The organism is Mesorhizobium sp. M2A.F.Ca.ET.043.05.1.1 (assembly GCF_003952445.1).
GTDB lineage: Bacteria > Pseudomonadota > Alphaproteobacteria > Rhizobiales > Rhizobiaceae > Mesorhizobium.
In genome coordinates, this window is the sequence record NZ_CP034446.1 from 5,134,773 (window position 1) to 5,151,008 (window position 16,236).

12 protein-coding genes are annotated in these 16,236 nt (G+C 65.0%); 9 read left to right on the plus strand and 3 right to left on the minus strand.

Translation table 11 applies throughout. The features are described 5' to 3' along the window. Positions 1-29 precede the first annotated feature (29 nt). A complete protein-coding gene (locus EJ069_RS24835; RefSeq protein ID WP_189341472.1) occupies positions 30-1,010 on the minus strand; it encodes an IS5 family transposase in 981 nt (326 codons plus the stop codon). Positions 1,011-1,217: 207 nt separating this feature from the next. Beyond that, positions 1,218-3,233 carry a thioredoxin domain-containing protein gene (locus EJ069_RS24840; RefSeq protein WP_126063559.1) on the minus strand — a complete coding sequence of 672 codons (2,016 nt, stop codon included), beginning with the start codon at positions 3,231-3,233 and terminating at the stop codon, positions 1,218-1,220. 122 nt (positions 3,234-3,355) lie between these two features. Between EJ069_RS24840 and mnmE the strand changes: the two genes are divergently transcribed. From mnmE to EJ069_RS24865, 5 genes are all read left to right on the plus strand, one after another. Continuing rightward, entirely contained in the window at positions 3,356-4,663 is a 1,308-nt protein-coding gene (mnmE, locus tag EJ069_RS24845) for a tRNA uridine-5-carboxymethylaminomethyl(34) synthesis GTPase MnmE (RefSeq protein WP_126063560.1), read from the plus strand. A gap of 166 nt (positions 4,664-4,829) precedes the next feature. Then, positions 4,830-6,704, plus strand: coding sequence for a tRNA uridine-5-carboxymethylaminomethyl(34) synthesis enzyme MnmG (mnmG, locus tag EJ069_RS24850; protein WP_126063561.1), 1,875 nt, complete (start codon positions 4,830-4,832; stop codon positions 6,702-6,704). After that, positions 6,701-7,342, plus strand: a complete 642-nt coding sequence (gene rsmG / locus EJ069_RS24855) for a 16S rRNA (guanine(527)-N(7))-methyltransferase RsmG (RefSeq protein ID WP_126063562.1) — start codon at positions 6,701-6,703, stop codon at positions 7,340-7,342. The genes mnmG and rsmG overlap by 4 nt, the downstream gene beginning before the upstream one ends. 17 nt (positions 7,343-7,359) lie before the next feature. Continuing rightward, positions 7,360-8,157 (plus strand): ParA family protein, encoded by a 798-nt coding sequence (locus tag EJ069_RS24860; protein ID WP_112128796.1) that lies wholly within the window; start codon positions 7,360-7,362, stop codon positions 8,155-8,157. Positions 8,158-8,221: 64 nt separating this feature from the next. Continuing rightward, positions 8,222-9,115, plus strand: a complete 894-nt coding sequence (locus tag EJ069_RS24865; RefSeq protein WP_126063563.1) for a ParB/RepB/Spo0J family partition protein — start codon at positions 8,222-8,224, stop codon at positions 9,113-9,115. 379 nt (positions 9,116-9,494) lie between these two features. Here EJ069_RS24865 and holA read toward each other — a convergent pair whose 3' ends face one another. Beyond that, complete coding sequence (gene holA / locus EJ069_RS24870; RefSeq protein WP_126063564.1) at positions 9,495-10,541, minus strand: DNA polymerase III subunit delta; 1,047 nt, start codon at positions 10,539-10,541, stop codon at positions 9,495-9,497. Between the two features lie 465 nt (positions 10,542-11,006). Here holA and EJ069_RS24875 point away from each other — a divergent pair, with 465 nt between their 5' ends. From EJ069_RS24875 to lpdA, 4 genes are all read left to right on the plus strand, one after another. Beyond that, positions 11,007-12,239, plus strand: coding sequence for a 3-methyl-2-oxobutanoate dehydrogenase (2-methylpropanoyl-transferring) subunit alpha (locus EJ069_RS24875; RefSeq protein ID WP_126063565.1), 1,233 nt, complete (start codon positions 11,007-11,009; stop codon positions 12,237-12,239). 2 nt (positions 12,240-12,241) lie between these two features. Next, positions 12,242-13,255: an alpha-ketoacid dehydrogenase subunit beta gene (locus EJ069_RS24880; RefSeq protein WP_126063566.1), complete on the plus strand. Its 1,014-nt coding sequence runs from the start codon at positions 12,242-12,244 to the stop codon at positions 13,253-13,255. A gap of 13 nt (positions 13,256-13,268) precedes the next feature. Further along, positions 13,269-14,585, plus strand: coding sequence for a dihydrolipoamide acetyltransferase family protein (locus tag EJ069_RS24885; RefSeq protein ID WP_126063567.1), 1,317 nt, complete (start codon positions 13,269-13,271; stop codon positions 14,583-14,585). 231 nt (positions 14,586-14,816) lie between these two features. Beyond that, a complete protein-coding gene (lpdA, locus tag EJ069_RS24890) occupies positions 14,817-16,214 on the plus strand; it encodes a dihydrolipoyl dehydrogenase (protein ID WP_126063568.1) in 1,398 nt (465 codons plus the stop codon). Positions 16,215-16,236: the final 22 nt, after the last annotated feature.

Genomic DNA, 16,236 nt, shown 5'->3' on the forward strand with positions numbered 1-16,236 from the left:
TTGGCAGTGGATTTTGGGCGGACTGCGCCTCATGCCGGCTTCCTCTTTGGGAAGAGGACTGCGGCCGCTCTTTGCAGATTGTAGCCGCAGCCGGCAAGCATGCACTGCGTCCGGTTGGTCGCAAGGTTGAAGAAGCGCAGTCGCCGCATGCCGTAGCGCTGTTTGAACACTGCAAACGGCCGCTCCACTGCCGCCCGCACCTTCGAGATGAGCCGGTTGCGCTGCTTCTGACGCGGTGTCAGCGGATGGTGCTTGTTGGCTCTGTGCATCAGCCGGTCCTTGATGCCGGCCTGCTTCAGCCGGGCATGGCGGGCATGGGTGTAGTAGGCTTGGTCGCCATAGGCCGCCTTCTCGTCCCCGATGATCAGGCCGTCGGCCGGCTCGGTATCGGTGACCGATGCATCCGTAAAGTCCATGCGCCGGATCAGCGTATGAGCATCGTCGACGCCGTTGTGCACCTTATAGCCGAACACGGTCTTGTTGCCCTTGCGTCCCCAACGTGCCTCGCCATCGGCCGATGGCCGCGCCGTCGCCTCCTCACCCTTCTTCGGCTTCGCCGGCGGGCGCGCGGCGGCCTGCATGAAGGAGGCATCGATCAACGTGCCGCGCTTGACGATCAGCCCCTTCTGCTCAAGCTGCCGCGTGATCTCATAAAACACCCGGTCGATCAGCCCATCGCACTTCAGCTCCTCGCGGAAACGCCACAACGTCGAATGGTCCGGCGTGGGGTCCGACAGGCTGAAACCGGCAAAGCGGCGGAACGACAGCCGGTCGCGCAGTTGTGCCTCCAGCGAAGGATCGCTGAGATTGTTCCACACGCCAAGCAGCAGACAGCGCAGCAAGGCCTCGGCCGGATAGCTAATGTTGCCCCGTCCTGGTCCGCTGCGCTGACCAAGAAGCGCCTTGATCGGCACCCAGTCGATCACTCGCGCGATCTGGTCAAGCTCCGTCACGTCCGACCACACCAGCCCATCCGCAAGGCTCAGTTGTCCAAGCACGCGATCGACCATCCGAATCATCTCCCCTTCATGCCGGACCTACGGAATCACCAACTCAGTTCCGTGCAAAGCCCTCCTTGTGGGAGAAGGTGGATCGGCGCGCAGCGCCGAGACGGATGAGGGGTGTTCCAGCGGAGTGAGACGCTGGTGGCATCTGGAGCACCCCTCATCCGTCGCCTTCGGCGACACCTTCTCCCACAAGGGGAGAAGGAAAGGGCGCTATCGCCGCAACAGCTTCTCCAACTCACTCGCAACCCTCACCGCCGGCAGGCACACTTGTCCGCTGCAGAACCAGGCGCCTGGCTTGTCCGTCGGCGGCAGCACGCCGCCCGGCAGCAAGGGTCGATTCGTTTCCGTGCCGATCGGCACGACGATATCGACCCGGCGCGGGTCGGGATTCCGATTCGCGACCGGAACGAGGCTTGAAGATCCTGGCTCATCTATGATGACAAGCTTCAGCGGCTCGAGCGCCAGGGCACAGGCATTGACGATGCCCGCCTGGCCGTAAGCCTGTTGGGATGCGCGGCCCATGGCGTGCTCGGCCGCCGCCCAGGCCTTCTCCCAGAGTTCGAGGTCGCCGGTAAGCGAAGACAACCGAACCAGCGCCTCGACGATCTGGCTGGTGGCCGAGGGAATCGCCTCATCGACATCGCCGCGGATGCGGATCGGCACGTCGCCGCTGTCCGAGGCGGTCAGCCAGTAGCCGGTCTTGTCGCTGTCCAGGTGCCAGCGGTCGAGCTCGCCGATGAAATGTCGGGCGTGATCGGAATAGGCCGGGTCGCCGGTTGCCTCGAACAACACGATCGCGGCATTGGTCATGGCGGCGTAATCGCTGGACAGTGCCGGAAAAAGCTTCTTCGCGCCGAGCATGGAATGCGGCAGACGGCCGTCCTGGCTGGCCTCGACAATATGAGTGAACGCTTTTGCCGCGGCATCGATCCAGTCCGCTCGACCGAGCGAGCGGCCGGCTTCGGCGAGTGCCGCAATCATCAGACCATTCCAGTCGGTCAGCACCTTGCCGTCACGGCCCGGTCTGACCCGCTGTTCGCGGAAAGCCAGCAGCTTCGCTTTCAAAGGCGCAAGCTGGGCGTAGTCGGCAATGCCTTCGCTTTGCTGCATTTCACTTTGGCGGATGATCGCCTTGCCTTCCCAGCCATGCGGGGCGGCCAGCTCGAAATACTGAAAGAACGTCGGGGCTTGCTCGCCAAGCGCAGCTTCGACCTCGTCGCGGCTCCAGGTATAGAAAAGCCCCTCCTCGCCGTTGCTGTCGGCGTCGAGGCTGGCGGCAAAGGCGCCGGCTTCGACACGCATCTCGCGCAGCAGCCAGGCGACGGTCTCTTCGATTCGCAGCCAGAACAAGTCTTTGCCGGTGGCGGCATAGGCCCAGTTGCACAGGCGGATAAGCTGGGCATTGTCGTAGAGCATTTTTTCGAAATGCGGCACCAACCATTCGGCATCGGTGGAGTAGCGGCTGAGGCCACCGCCAACATGGTCGTAGATGCCGCCGGCAAGCATTTTTTCGAGGCTGGTGAGCACGGCATCGCGATGTTCCGCCTGGCCGTCGCACAGCCAGGACAGCCAAAGCGTATGCATAAAGGGCGCGTTCGGGAATTTGGGCGCGCCCTTCAAGCCGCCGAGATCGCGGTCGATCATGCTGCCGATGCGCCCCGCGAGATCGCTGAGCGCATCGCGGTCGAGCACCGCCTTGCCCTTGGTTCCGGCAAGCCGGGATTCGACATGAGCGGTCAGCCCGTCGGCGCTTTCGGCGAGGCTCTGCTGCTTTTCCCGCCAAGCCTTGTCGACCGCTTCCAGCACCTGGATGAAGCCCGGCCGCCCGTAACGCGCCTCTCGAGGAAAATAGGTGCCGCCCCAGAAGGGCTTGCCGTCGGGCGTCAGGAACATGGTGAGCGGCCAGCCGCCCTGCTCGCCCATGGCATGGAGAGCAGCCATGTAGATCTGGTCGATGTCCGGCCGCTCCTCGCGATCGACCTTGATATTCACGTAGAGCCGGTTCATGACGGCCGCGACGGCGTCGTTTTCGAAGCTTTCATGCGCCATGACATGGCACCAGTGGCAGGCGGCGTAGCCGATGGAGAGCAGGATTGGCCGGCCCAGTTCCGTGGCTTCGGCAAGGGCGGCCGGCGACCAGCCGCGCCAATGGACAGGGTTGTCGCTGTGCTGCCGCAGATAGGGGCTGGCTTCTTCGGCAAGCAGGTTTCGCGCGGGCAAGGTCACGATGGGCGGGCTCGAGTTGGGTTGCAAGGCAAGGGCATGATGCCGAAAAGTGTGAAGCGGTTTTCGGTCGTGCTCCATCTTTAATCTAGGCGGTTCGGCAGGTCCGGCAAATGGTTTCGCCAATGGCTTCGAAGGATTCAATCGTCGCGCTGTCCAGCGGCCGCCTGCCCGCGGGCATCGCGGTTATCCGCATTTCCGGGCCAAAGACTCGATTCGTGGTCGAAACGATCGCCGGGCCGGTTAAGGATCGGTTTACCAACTTACGGACGATCAGGGCGGCGGATGGTTCGCCGATCGACCACGGGCTCGTGCTGTTCTTTCCGGGCCCTGGCAGCTTCACCGGCGAGGACGTCGCCGAGTTCCAGGTGCATGGCAGCCGCGCGGTCGCGGCCAAGATGCTGGAGACGATCACCGGCTTCGAAGGCGTCAGGCATGCCGAACCCGGGGAGTTCACCAGGCGCGCCTTTCTGAACGGCAGGTTGGATCTGGTCGAGACGGAGGCCTTGGCCGACTTGGTCAATGCAGAAACCGAGGCGCAGCGCCGGTTCGCCCTCAGCAATGCGGAAGGCGCGCAGAGCGAACTCTATTCGAGCTGGCGGCGCCGGCTGATCCATGCCCGGGCGATGATCGAGGCGGAGATCGACTTCGCCGACGAGGAGGATGTGCCTGGCTCCGTTTCGGAGGCGGTCTGGTCGGACGTGACCGCCATGATCGGCGAGATCGAACGGCACGTCGAGGGGTTCAAGGCAGCGGAGATCATCCGTGACGGTTTTGAGGTCGTGATCCTCGGCGCGCCGAATGCCGGCAAGTCCAGTCTGTTCAACGCCTTGGCGCGGCGCGAGGCGGCAATCGTCACCGATGAACCGGGCACGACCCGCGATCTGCTCGAGGTCGTCATGGACCTCAACGGGCTAAAGGTGCGGCTTGTCGATACCGCCGGGCTGCGCGACGCCGTGGGCAAGGTGGAAGCGATCGGCATCGAACGAGCGCGGGCCAAAGCTGATGTGGCGGATCTTGTTCTGCTGTTGGAGGATATGGCCAATCCGGCGCCTGTCGGGGAAGTCCCGGCTGGGGCTCCGTTGCTGAGAATCGGCACGAAGTCGGACATCGCCGATATCGGCCCCGGTGCCTACGACCTGGTGATTTCTTCCAGGGACGGTAGCGGACTGGGGCGCCTTCTCGATGAGATCGGAAGCCGCGCCGCAGCCGCGGTTCGCGAGGCGGGTGACGTCCTGCCATCCAGAATGCGCCACGTCGAGCTGCTCAGGGAGGCAATGGATTTCCTGAGGGCGGCGCTGTCAGGGCACCGCCAGGAGCTGCGCGCCGAGGAATTGCGGTTGGCGGCCGAGCGTCTCGGGCGGATCGTGGGCGCGGTCGACGTCGAGGATCTGCTCGACGTCATCTTCTCGCAGTTCTGCATTGGTAAATGATTCACGTGAAACACGGAGCGGCCTCTGTCCGGCAGTGACTCACGTGAAACACTACGCAATTGGGCCGGATCGATGTTTCACGTGAAACGAGTCCGGTCTTCGTCCTTGACAGCGCGAGGTGGCAGGGACATGTGTCAATCCATCTCAGAAAGCGGATTCTTGGGAAATGACCGATCACTATGATGTGGTGGTGGTGGGCGGCGGCCATGCCGGATGCGAGGCGGCGAGTGCTGCCGCGCGCGCCGGCGCCAGGACCGCGCTGGTGACGCTTCGCTTCGACACGATTGGCGTCATGTCCTGCAATCCGGCGATCGGCGGTCTCGGCAAGGGCCATCTCGTGCGCGAGATCGATGCCATGGACGGACTGATGGGCCGCATCGCCGATGCCGCCGGCATCCAGTTCCGCCTGCTCAATCGCCGCAAGGGGCCGGCCGTGCGCGGGCCGCGCACCCAGGCCGACCGCAAGCTCTATCGGCTCGCCATACAGGAAGCGATTCGGCAGCAGAACAATCTCGACGTGATCGAAGGCGAGGCTCTCGACTTCGAAATCATGGACGGTCGAATCGCTGCCGTTCAGATTTCCGGTGACCGCCGGTTGGCTTGCGGCGCCGTGGTGCTGACCACCGGCACCTTTCTGCGCGGCCTGATTCATATCGGCGAGAAGAAGATCGTCGCCGGCCGCATGAACGAGCAGGCGAGCCACGGCCTGTCGGCGACGATGGCGCGCGCGGGTTTCAAGCTCGGGCGCCTGAAGACCGGAACGCCCGCTCGCCTCGACGGCCGCACAATCGACTGGGCCTCGCTGGAAAGCCAGGCCGCAGACGAAGATCCGGTGCCGTTCTCGCTGATGACGGACGCTATCGCCAACCCGCAGATCCATTGCGGGATCACCCGCACCATGCCGGCAACGCATGAACTGATCCGCGCCAATCTTGGCCGCTCGGCCATGTATTCCGGCTCGATCGAAGGCGTCGGCCCGCGCTATTGCCCATCGATCGAGGACAAGATCGTCAAGTTCGGTGACCGCGAGGGCCATCAGATTTTCCTGGAGCCGGAAGGGCTCGATGACGACACGGTCTATCCGAACGGCATCTCGACCTCGCTGCCGGAGGACGTTCAGCTCGAGATCCTGAAGACAATTCCCGGGCTGGAGAAGGCGACGATGCTGCAGCCGGGTTATGCGATCGAATACGACCATGTCGATCCGCGCGAGCTGAAGACGACGCTAGAGACCAAGCGGATCGTAGGCTTGTTCCTCGCCGGGCAAATCAACGGCACCACCGGTTACGAAGAGGCCGGCGCGCAAGGCCTGCTTGCCGGCATCAACGCGGCGCGCAAGGCGGCCGGCAGTGACGAATTCGTGCTCAGCCGGACCGAAGCCTATATCGGCGTGATGGTCGATGACCTCACCAGTCGCGGCATCGCAGAGCCCTATCGGATGTTCACATCGCGCGCCGAGTTCCGGCTTTCGCTGCGCGCCGACAATGCAGACGAGCGGCTGACGCCGCTGGCCGAGAAGCTCGGCATCGCGTCGTCTGAGCGGCTGCAGCGCTTCGGCGGGATGGTCCGGGAGCTCGATGAGGCTCGTATCTTGGCAAAGTCGGTGGCCTGGACGCCGAACGAGGCGGCGCGGCTGGGGCTGGAGATCAACAAAGACGGCGTGCGCCGCTCGGCTTACGACCTCTTGGCGCATCCGGGCGTCGACATGGCGTGGCTGGCCCGCGTCGAACCGCGCTTTGCCGCGCTTGACGCCAAGACCGCCGAGCGGCTTGAAACGGAAGCGAAATATTCGGTTTACCTCGATCGCCAGCAGGCGGATGTGGCACAGATCAGGCATGAGGAATCGCGGCTCATCCCGGAGGGGATCGACTTCTCGGATGTGCCGGGCCTGTCGAACGAGCTGAAGCAGAAGATGAAGACGCGCCAGCCGCGTTCGATTGCCGACGCGCAACGGATGGAAGGCATGACGCCGGCGGCGCTTGCCATCATTGTCGCGCATGTCCGCTATGCCGAGCTTGGCGCGCGAAGGTCCGTGGCGTGAGCGCGGACGCCTGGGCGGACCTGCAGAAGGCAGCGGGTCCGGTTTCACGTGAAACATTCGAGCGGCTTGGGGCTTTCGAACAGCTGTTCCTGAAATGGAACCGCAGCATCAATCTGGCGGCATCATCGACGCTGGACGATGTCTGGCAGCGGCATATCCTGGACAGTGCCCAGCTTGCGCGAATCGCGCCCGCCGCAACGCGCTGGGTCGATCTCGGCTCGGGCGGTGGGTTTCCCGGATTGGTGCTCGGCTTCCTGCTCAAAGAACGTCCCGGCGCATCGATCGATCTGGTCGAGAGCAACCGCAAGAAAGCGTCGTTCCTGCAGTCTGTCGTGGGCCAATTCGATTTGCCGGCGCGGGTCCTGGCGAAGCGCATCGACGACAGCTATCCGCTTGTTTCCGCGCCGGAAATCGTCACGGCGCGGGCGCTCGCCGCGCTCCCGGACCTGCTCGATCTGGCTGCGCCCTGGCTGACCAAAGGGGCGCGCGCGCTTTTCCATAAAGGCCGGGATTACCGGGCCGAAGTGGAAGAAAGCACTCACCGCTGGGGCTTCGATCTGGTAGAACATTCGAGCATGACCGACCCCCATGGCGTCGTCCTCGAAATCAGCGACTTGCGTCCGGCGAAACAGCAATGAATTACTGGCATAGGCCCATGAGCACAGCACCGCGTATCATCACCGTCGCCAACCAGAAGGGCGGCGTCGGCAAGACGACGACGGCCATCAATCTGGCGACGGCGCTGGCCGCGATCGGCGAACGCGTGCTGATCGTCGATCTCGACCCGCAGGGCAATGCCAGCACCGGGCTCGGCATCGACCGCAAGGACCGGACCGTGTCGTCCTATGATGTGCTGACCGGCGAGCTCGAGCTGGAAGCGGCAGCCGTGCCGACGGCGGTGCCGGGCCTATCCATTGTGCCCTCGACGCTTGACCTGCTCGGCATCGAGATGGAGATCGCCTCGGCGCCCGACCGCGTGCTCAGGCTGCGCAATGCCCTGCGCGCCGCGGCAGAGCGGTCGGCGCCGTTCGGCTATGTGCTGATCGACTGCCCGCCCTCGCTCAATCTTTTGACTTTGAATTCGATGGCGGCGGCCGACTCTGTTCTCGTGCCGCTGCAATGCGAGTTCTTCGCGCTGGAGGGTCTCAGCCAGTTGCTGGAAACGGTCGAGCAGGTGCGCGGCACGATCAATCCGGATCTGACCATCCAGGGGATCGTGCTCACCATGTATGACGGGCGCAACAACCTCGCCAACCAGGTGGTGCAGGATGTGCGCACCCATATGGGCGACAAGGTCTATGAGACGATCATCCCGCGCAACGTGCGGGTTTCCGAAGCGCCGTCCTACGGCAAGCCGGCGATCCTCTATGACCTGAAATGCTCCGGCAGCCAGGCCTATCTGCAGCTCGCCTCCGAGGTGATCCGCCGCGAGCGCAAGCTGCGCGCCGCCTGAGCCGAGCCGCCTGGCAGCCGTAGTTAATCAGCCGATTCGATTCCGAAACGATCTGGACATTATAATGAGCGAAGACCAATCGAGAAAAAGACTGGGCCGTGGCCTAGCGGCGCTGATCGGCGAAATCGACCGCCCGGCGGCGCCGGAAAAGCCGAGCGCGGTCGTGGCGGCTGACGGCAAGGTGCCGATCGAGTTCGTCAGCCCCAACCCGAAGAACCCGCGCCGGCATTTCGGCGATGCCGAGCTGACTGACCTTGCTCAGTCGATCCGCGAGCATGGCGTGGTCCAGCCGGTGGTGGCGCGCCCCTCGCCCTCGCAGACCGGCCGCTACGAGATCATCGCCGGCGAGCGGCGCTGGCGGGCGGCGCAGCGCGCGGGGCTTACCGAAATCCCGATCATCGTGCGCGACGTCAACGACCGCACGGCGCTGGAATTGGCAATCATCGAAAACGTGCAGCGCGCCGACCTCAATCCGGTCGAGGAGGCGCAAGGCTATCAGCAGCTCATCGACGAGCATGGCTATACCCAGGCCGATCTCGGCCAGGTGATCGGCAAGAGCCGCAGCCATGTCGCCAACACGCTCAGGCTTTTGAAGCTGCCCCCCGTCATCCATTCGATGCTGGTCGACGGCGATCTGTCCGCCGGCCATGCCCGTACGCTGGTGACCGCCGAGGACCCGGCCGGGCTTGCCAAGCGCATCGTCAAGGAGGGGCTTTCCGTGCGCCAGGCCGAAGCGCTGGCGCAGACGCCCGCCGGTCCGACGCCGGCCAAGGTGAAGTCCGCGACAAGCGCGCCCGAAAAGGATCCCGACACGCTGGCGCTCGAGAAGCTGATGACCGATACGATCGGCATGATCGTCAGCATCGAGCACAAGGGCAAGGGCGGCACGCTGCGCGTCGATTACCGCTCGCTGGAGCAGCTCGACGAGCTCTGCCGACGGCTGAAGGACGAGCGGTAGACGGCTGCGGCGCCGCGGTTTTCGGCGGTAGCTGAGGTTTTGGCTTAAGCCTGGATACGCCTGATATATCGGTGATAAACATGAAGGGCTCGCGATGTGCCGGCCCGTTTATTTTCCGGATCATTGGCGAAACGGCGGTGGCGGCCGATCTCCTCCCTTGTGGGCAAGGCAAACCCAGATAAGGCAGCGCTGCCCCCTCACCGTCCGCTACGCCCTCTCCCCCACTTTGTGGGAGCGAGGAAACGCTAATCGCCGAGGACGCGGCCTTTGCAAGCCTGGGTTCCTCGCCCCCGCCAGAGGCGGGGAGAGGTGGCTCGGCGCACAGCGCCGAGGCGGAGAGGGGAGCGCCCTATGCGATGCCCTGCCTACAGAAGGGAGATCAGCCGCGCTGCCCCAATCTCGCGCTTTCGATGGCGATTCCGAGCAGCGCCTGCCTGGCCAGCGCTTCCGACAGGTCGGGCCGTTTGCGGGTCTGCAGCACCGCCGTCTGCAGCCGGCTAAGCGCGCGGCCGAGCGCCTCGACATTCCAGCGTTCGAGTGCCTTTTCCACCAGCTTGCGGCGAGAGAAGAAGACGGGCGGGCGCGCGCCGGCAACGACCGAGGCGGCATTGCGGCCGCCGGATTCCATCTGGCCGCGCATCACCTGGATCGCCTGCAATTGCCGCATCGCGGAGGACAGCACCAGGAACGGATGGCCGCCCGACTGGCAATGACGGGTGAAGGCGATGTCGAAATCGCCGACCTTGCCGTCCAGCATGGCGTCGACCGCCGCGTCGAAAGAGGAGCCGGAGACATCGCCTGACAGCGCGTTGATGTCCTCGATGCCGATCTCCCTGCGGCCATGCGCGTAAAGAACCAGCTTCTCGATCTCGCCACGCGAGGCGAGGCGGTCGCCGCCGAGATTGCGTCGCAGCGCCTGGCGGGCGTCCAGGGTCATCGACATGCCGGCCTTGCGCAATTCGTCGTCGATCACCGAATCCAGGTCGCGGGCTTCGTCGGCATAGCAGGGCAGAGCGATGGCGTTGCCGGCGGCCTCGACGATGGCCCTGAGCCCGGTGCCCTTCTTCAGGTCGCCGGCTTCGATCAGAATGACGGCGTCGCGCGCGGGCTCGGTTGTCAGCGCCTTGATGTCGTCGGCCAGCGCCTTCTGGCCGCTGGCGTTGCGCACCCAAAGCAGCCGCCGGTCGGAAAACATCGGCACGGTCCGGGCCTCGTCGAGCAGCCGACCCTCATCGCGGTCGACCTCCGCGCCGTCGAGCTTCACCACCGAGAAGGGATCGTCGAGCGGCAGGCCGGTTTTCGCGGCGAAGGCCTTTGCACGCTCGGCGACGAGGCCGCGATCGGGACCGTAGAGCAAGACGATTCCCATGGAGGGGTCGGGCCTCGCCAGCCACGAATCGACCTCGTATCCTTTCTTCTGTGCCATGCGGCGTGAGTTAGCATGAGGCGGGGCGGGAGTGAACGGAGAAGCGGCGCCAGCGTCTCCTCCTTCTCCCCTTGTGGGAGAAGGTGGCCGCGCAGCGGCCGGATGAGGGGTGCTCCAGGGAACGCCAGCGTCTCACTCCGCTTGAACACCCCTCATCCGTCTCTGCGCTGCGCGCCGATCCACCTTCTCCCACAAGGGGGAGAAGGGGGAGGTCACGCCCGGCCCCGGCCTCCAATTGCATTTTCTAACGACAATCGCCTCGCAAACTTCCGCCAAATTGCGCGCGGCGCGAAAACATCGACAAGAAATTTCGTCGCCATATCTGCATCTTGAGCCTGCGCGGCGCATTGGCTTGCCGAGGCCGGCGCCGGGGAGGACGGCCGTGCCCAGACCCGGCGAATTGGCACTGGTCTGGCGGCGCGGATGTGCAAAGATCGCACCGGCAACATTGGAGGATGTGAGCTCATGGCCGATGCTGGAATGTTGCGCTTTCATGTGCCCGAGCCGGAGGTGCGGCCCGGCGGCACGCCCGACTTCTCGAATGTGACCATTCCCAAGGCCGGCTCGGTGCCGCGTCCCGAGATCGACGTCGATCCGCGCACCATCCGCGACATGGCCTTCTCCATCATCCGCGTGCTGAACCGCGCCGGCGAGGCCGTCGGGCCATGGGCGGGGCTGCTTAGCGATCAGGAGCTGCTCGAAGGCCTGCGCCACATGATGACGCTTCGGACCTTCGACGCGCGCATGCAGATGGCGCAGCGCCAGGGCAAGACCTCGTTCTACATGCAGCATCTCGGCGAAGAGGCGGTGAGCTGCGCTTTCCGCAAGGCGCTTCAGCCGGGCGACATGAATTTCCCGACTTATCGACAAGCAGGTCTTCTCATCGCCGACGGCTATCCGATGGTCTCGATGATGAACCAGATCTATTCCAACGAGGCCGATCCGCTGAAGGGCCGGCAGCTGCCGGTCATGTACTCCTCGAAGGAGCACGGCTTCTTCTCGATCTCCGGCAATCTGGCGACGCAATATATCCAGGCGGTCGGCTGGGCGATGGCCTCGGCGATCTCCAACGATTCGCGCATTGCCGCAGCCTGGATCGGCGACGGCTCGACGGCCGAGTCCGATTTCCATGCGGCGCTGGTTTTCGCCTCGACCTACAAGGCTCCTGTCGTGCTCAACGTCGTCAACAACCAGTGGGCGATCTCGACCTTCCAGGGCATAGCGCGCGGCGGCTCCGGCACGTTTGCCGCGCGCGGCCTCGGTTTCGGCATTCCTTCGCTGCGCGTCGACGGCAACGACTACCTCGCGGTGCACGCCGTGGCGAAATGGGCGGTCGAGCGGGCGCGCGCCAATCTCGGGCCGACGCTGGTCGAATATGTCACCTACCGCGTCGGTGCGCATTCGACGTCCGACGATCCGTCGGCCTACCGGCCGAAGGCGGAGTCCGACGCCTGGCCGCTCGGCGATCCGGTTATCCGGCTGAAGAACCACCTCATCCAGAAGGGCGTCTGGTCCGAGGATCGCCACACCCAGGCGGAGGCCGAGATCCTCGAAACGGTGATCGCGGCGCAGAAGGAGGCCGAGGGCCACGGCACGCTGCATGCCGGCGGCAAGCCGTCGACCCGCGACATGTTCGAGGGCGTCTATGCCGAGATGCCGCCGCATCTCAGGCGCCAGCGCCAGCAGGCAGGGGTCTGACCATGCCCAGGCGTACCATGATCGAGGCCATCCGCGACGCCATGGACGTGTCGATGGGCCGCGACAATAAAGTCATCGTCTATGGCGAGGATGTCGGCTTCTTCGGCGGCGTCTTCCGCGCCACGCAAGGTCTGCAGGCCAAATACGGCAAGAGCCGCTGCTTCGACGCGCCGATCAGCGAATCCGGCATCGTCGGTTCGGCCATCGGCATGGCCGCCTACGGGTTGAAGCCGTGCGTCGAGGTGCAGTTTGCCGACTATGTTTATCCGGCCTATGACCAGATCGTCTCGGAGGCGGCGCGGCTGCGTTACCGCTCGAACGGCGATTTCACCTGCCCGATCGTGGTGCGCATGCCGACCGGCGGCGGCATCTTTGGCGGCCAGACGCACAGCCAGAGCCCGGAAGCGCTGTTCACCCATGTCTCCGGCCTGAAGGTGATCGTGCCGTCCAATCCGCACGACGCCAAGGGCTTGCTGATCGCGGCGATCGAGGATCCGGATCCGGTGATCTTCCTTGAGCCGAAGCGGCTCTATAACGGCCCGTTCGACGGTCACCACGACAAGCCCGTGACGCCCTGGTCGAAGCATGAGCTCGGCGAGGTCGCCGACGGCCATTACACGATCCCGCTCGGCAAGGCGGCGATCCGCCGCCAGGGTTCGGCCGTCACCGTGCTCGCTTATGGCACGATGGTCTATGTCGCGCAGGCTGCGGCCGAGGAGACCGGCATCGACGCCGAGGTGATCGACCTGAGGACGCTGCTGCCGCTCGACCTCGACACGATCGTCGCCTCGGTGAAGAAGACCGGACGCTGCGTCGTCGTGCATGAAGCGACGCTGACTTCCGGCTTCGGCGCCGAGCTGGTCTCGCTGGTACAGGAGAACTGCTTCTATCACCTGGAAGCGCCGGTGGCGCGGGTCGCCGGCTGGGACACGCCCTATCCGCACGCGCAGGAATGGGACTATTTCCCCGGCCCGGCGCGGGTCGGCCGTGTCTTGCTTGAAACGTTGGAAGCCTAGGGGGAGGCCTGAGATGGGCGAACACGTCATCAAGCTTCCCGATGTCGGCGAAGGCGTCGCCGAGGCCGAGCTTGTCGAGTGGCATGTCAAGGTCGGCGATCTCGTGCGCGAGGACGCGGTTCTCGCCGCCGTCATGACCGACAAGGCGACCGTCGAGATCCCGTCGCCGGTCGACGGCGAGATTCTCTGGCTCGGCGCCGAGATCGGCGACACGGTGGCGATCGGCTCGCCGATCGTGCGGCTGAAGGTGGCCGGCGAAGGCAATGTAAAGGCGGAAATCGGTCGCGGCGACGCGCCGGAGGCCTCGGCTCCCGCCAAGTCGGCCGAGCCAAAAGCGGAACCTCAGCCGAGCACTCCAAAGCCCGCACCGAAGCCAGCCGATCCGCAGGCCAAGGTTTCGCCAGCCGCCGCGCCGAAGGCCGCGCGCCCTGCCTCCATTTCCGGGGTGCCGCGCGCGGAGGGCGAGAAGCCGCTGGCCTCGCCGGCCGTCCGCCTGCGGGCGAAGGAAGCCGGCATCGATCTGCGCCAGGTTCCGGGCAGCGGTCCGGCCGGGCGCATCAACCATGAAGACATCGATGCGTTCGTCGCGCGCGGCCCGCAGGTCGCCCGCGCCACCGGGCTTGCCCGGAAGGACGGCGTCGAGGACATCAAGGTCGTCGGGCTCAGGCGCAAGATCGCCGAAAAGATGTCGCTGGCGAAATCGCGCATCCCTCATATCACCTATGTCGAAGAGATCGACGTGACGGCCTTGGAGGAATTGCGCGCGACGCTGAATAAGGAGAAGCGTGCCGATCGCCCCAAGCTGACGCTGCTGCCGTTCCTGATGCGGGCGATGGTCAAGGCGATCGGCGAGCAGCCCAACCTTAACGCGCTGTTCGACGACGATGCCGGCATCATCCACCAGCACGAAGGCATCCATATCGGCATCGCCGCGCAGACGCCCAACGGGCTGGTGGTGCCGGTGGTAAAACATGCCGAGGCGCGCGACCTCTGGGATAGTGCTGTGGAAGTCAACCGGCTGGCCGATGCGGCCAAGGCCGGCACGGCGAGCCGCGAGGAGCTGTCCGGCTCGACCATCACCATCACCTCGCTCGGCGCCATGGGCGGCGTTGCGACGACGCCGGTCATCAACTATCCGGAAGTGGCGATCGTCGGCGTCAACAAGATCATGGTGCGGCCGGTCTGGGACGGCACCCAGTTCATCCCGCGCAAGATGATGAACCTGTCGTCCAGCTTCGACCATCGCGTCATCGACGGCTGGGATGCCGCGGTCTTCGTCCAGCGCATCAAGGCGCTGCTGGAAACGCCGGCGCTGATTTTTGTGGATTGAGGGGTGGATGTTGGGCTTGAACGTCGCGGCGCCGGGATGCGCGCTCCACCTTCTCCCCTTGTGGGAGAAGGTGTCGCCGCAGGCGACGGATGGGGGGTGCTCCAGCGGAGTGAGACTTTGGCATTCCCTGGAACACCCCTCATCCGTCTCGGCGCTATCGCGCCGATCCACCTTCCCCCACAAGGGGGGAAGGGAAGGCGCGTACCGGCCATCGCCGAGAGGGCAGTCGATATGAAAGAAATCTCCTGCAAGCTGCTGGTCATCGGCGCCGGCCCGGGCGGTTATGTCTGCGCCATCCGCGCCGGGCAGCTCGGTGTCGATACGGTCATTGTCGAAGTTGCGAAGCCGGGCGGCACCTGCCTCAATGTCGGCTGCATCCCGTCCAAGGCGCTGATCCATGCGGCGGAGGAGCTCGAGAAGATAGGGCATATGGCCTCCGGCAAGGATCCGCTCGGCATCAAGGTCGCCGCGCCGACGCTGGACCTCGCAAGAACCGTCGCCTGGAAGGACGGCATCGTTAGCCGGCTCAACAGCGGCGTGGCCGGGCTGCTGAAGAAGGCCAGAGTGAAGACGGTGCAGGGCTGGGCGACGTTCCGCGACGGCAAGACCGTCGAGGTCGAAACCGAGACCGGCACACAGGTCATCCGCGCCGAAGCCGTCGTGATCGCCACGGGATCGGCGCCGGTCGAATTGCCGTTCCTGCCGTTCGGCGGTCCGGTCATCTCGTCCACCGAGGCGCTGGCGCTCGGCGAGGTGCCGAAGAAGCTCGCGGTCGTCGGCGGCGGCTATATCGGTCTCGAGCTCGGCATGGCCTTCGCCAAGATGGGCGCCAAGGTCACTGTGGTCGAAGCGTTGCCGCGCGTGCTGGCGCAATATGATGCCGAGCTGACTCGGCCCGTGCTGAAGCGGCTTGGCGAGCTTGGCGTCGAAGTGATGACAGGGGCCAAGGCGAAGGGATTGTCGACCAAGGGCGACGCGCTGCTGGTCGAGACATCAGACGGCAAGAACGCCAAGATCGCCGCCGACAAGATCCTGGTCACGGTTGGCCGCAAGCCGCTCACCGAGGAATGGGGGCTGGACCAGATCGACCTCGACAAAGCGGGAAAATTCATCCGCATCGACGACCAGTGCCGCAGCTCGATGCGCGGCATCTTTGCCATCGGCGACGTCACCGGCGAGCCGATGCTGGCGCATCGCGCCATGGCGCAGGGCGAGATGGTGGCCGAGATCGTCGCCGGCCACAAAAGAAGCTGGGACAAGCGCGCGATACCGGCGATCTGCTTCACCGACCCGGAGCTGGTCACCGCGGGTCTCACGCCGGAAGAGGCGAAAGCATTCGCCGGCGAGATCAAGATCGGCCAGTTCCCCTTCGCCGCCAACGGCCGGGCGATGACCAGGCAGGGCGAGGACGGGTTTGTCCGCGTGGTTGCTCGCGCGGACAATCATCTGGTGCTCGGCATCCAGGCGGTCGGGCAAGGCGTGTCGGAACTGTCCGCGGCATTCGGCCTGGCGCTGGAGATGGGGGCGCGGCTGGAGGATATCGCCGGCACGATCCACGCGCATCCGACGCAAGGCGAAGGTTTTCAGGAAGCGGCGCTGAAGGCGCTGGGGCATGCACTGCATATATAAGGCAAGTGATCTCCCCCCTTGA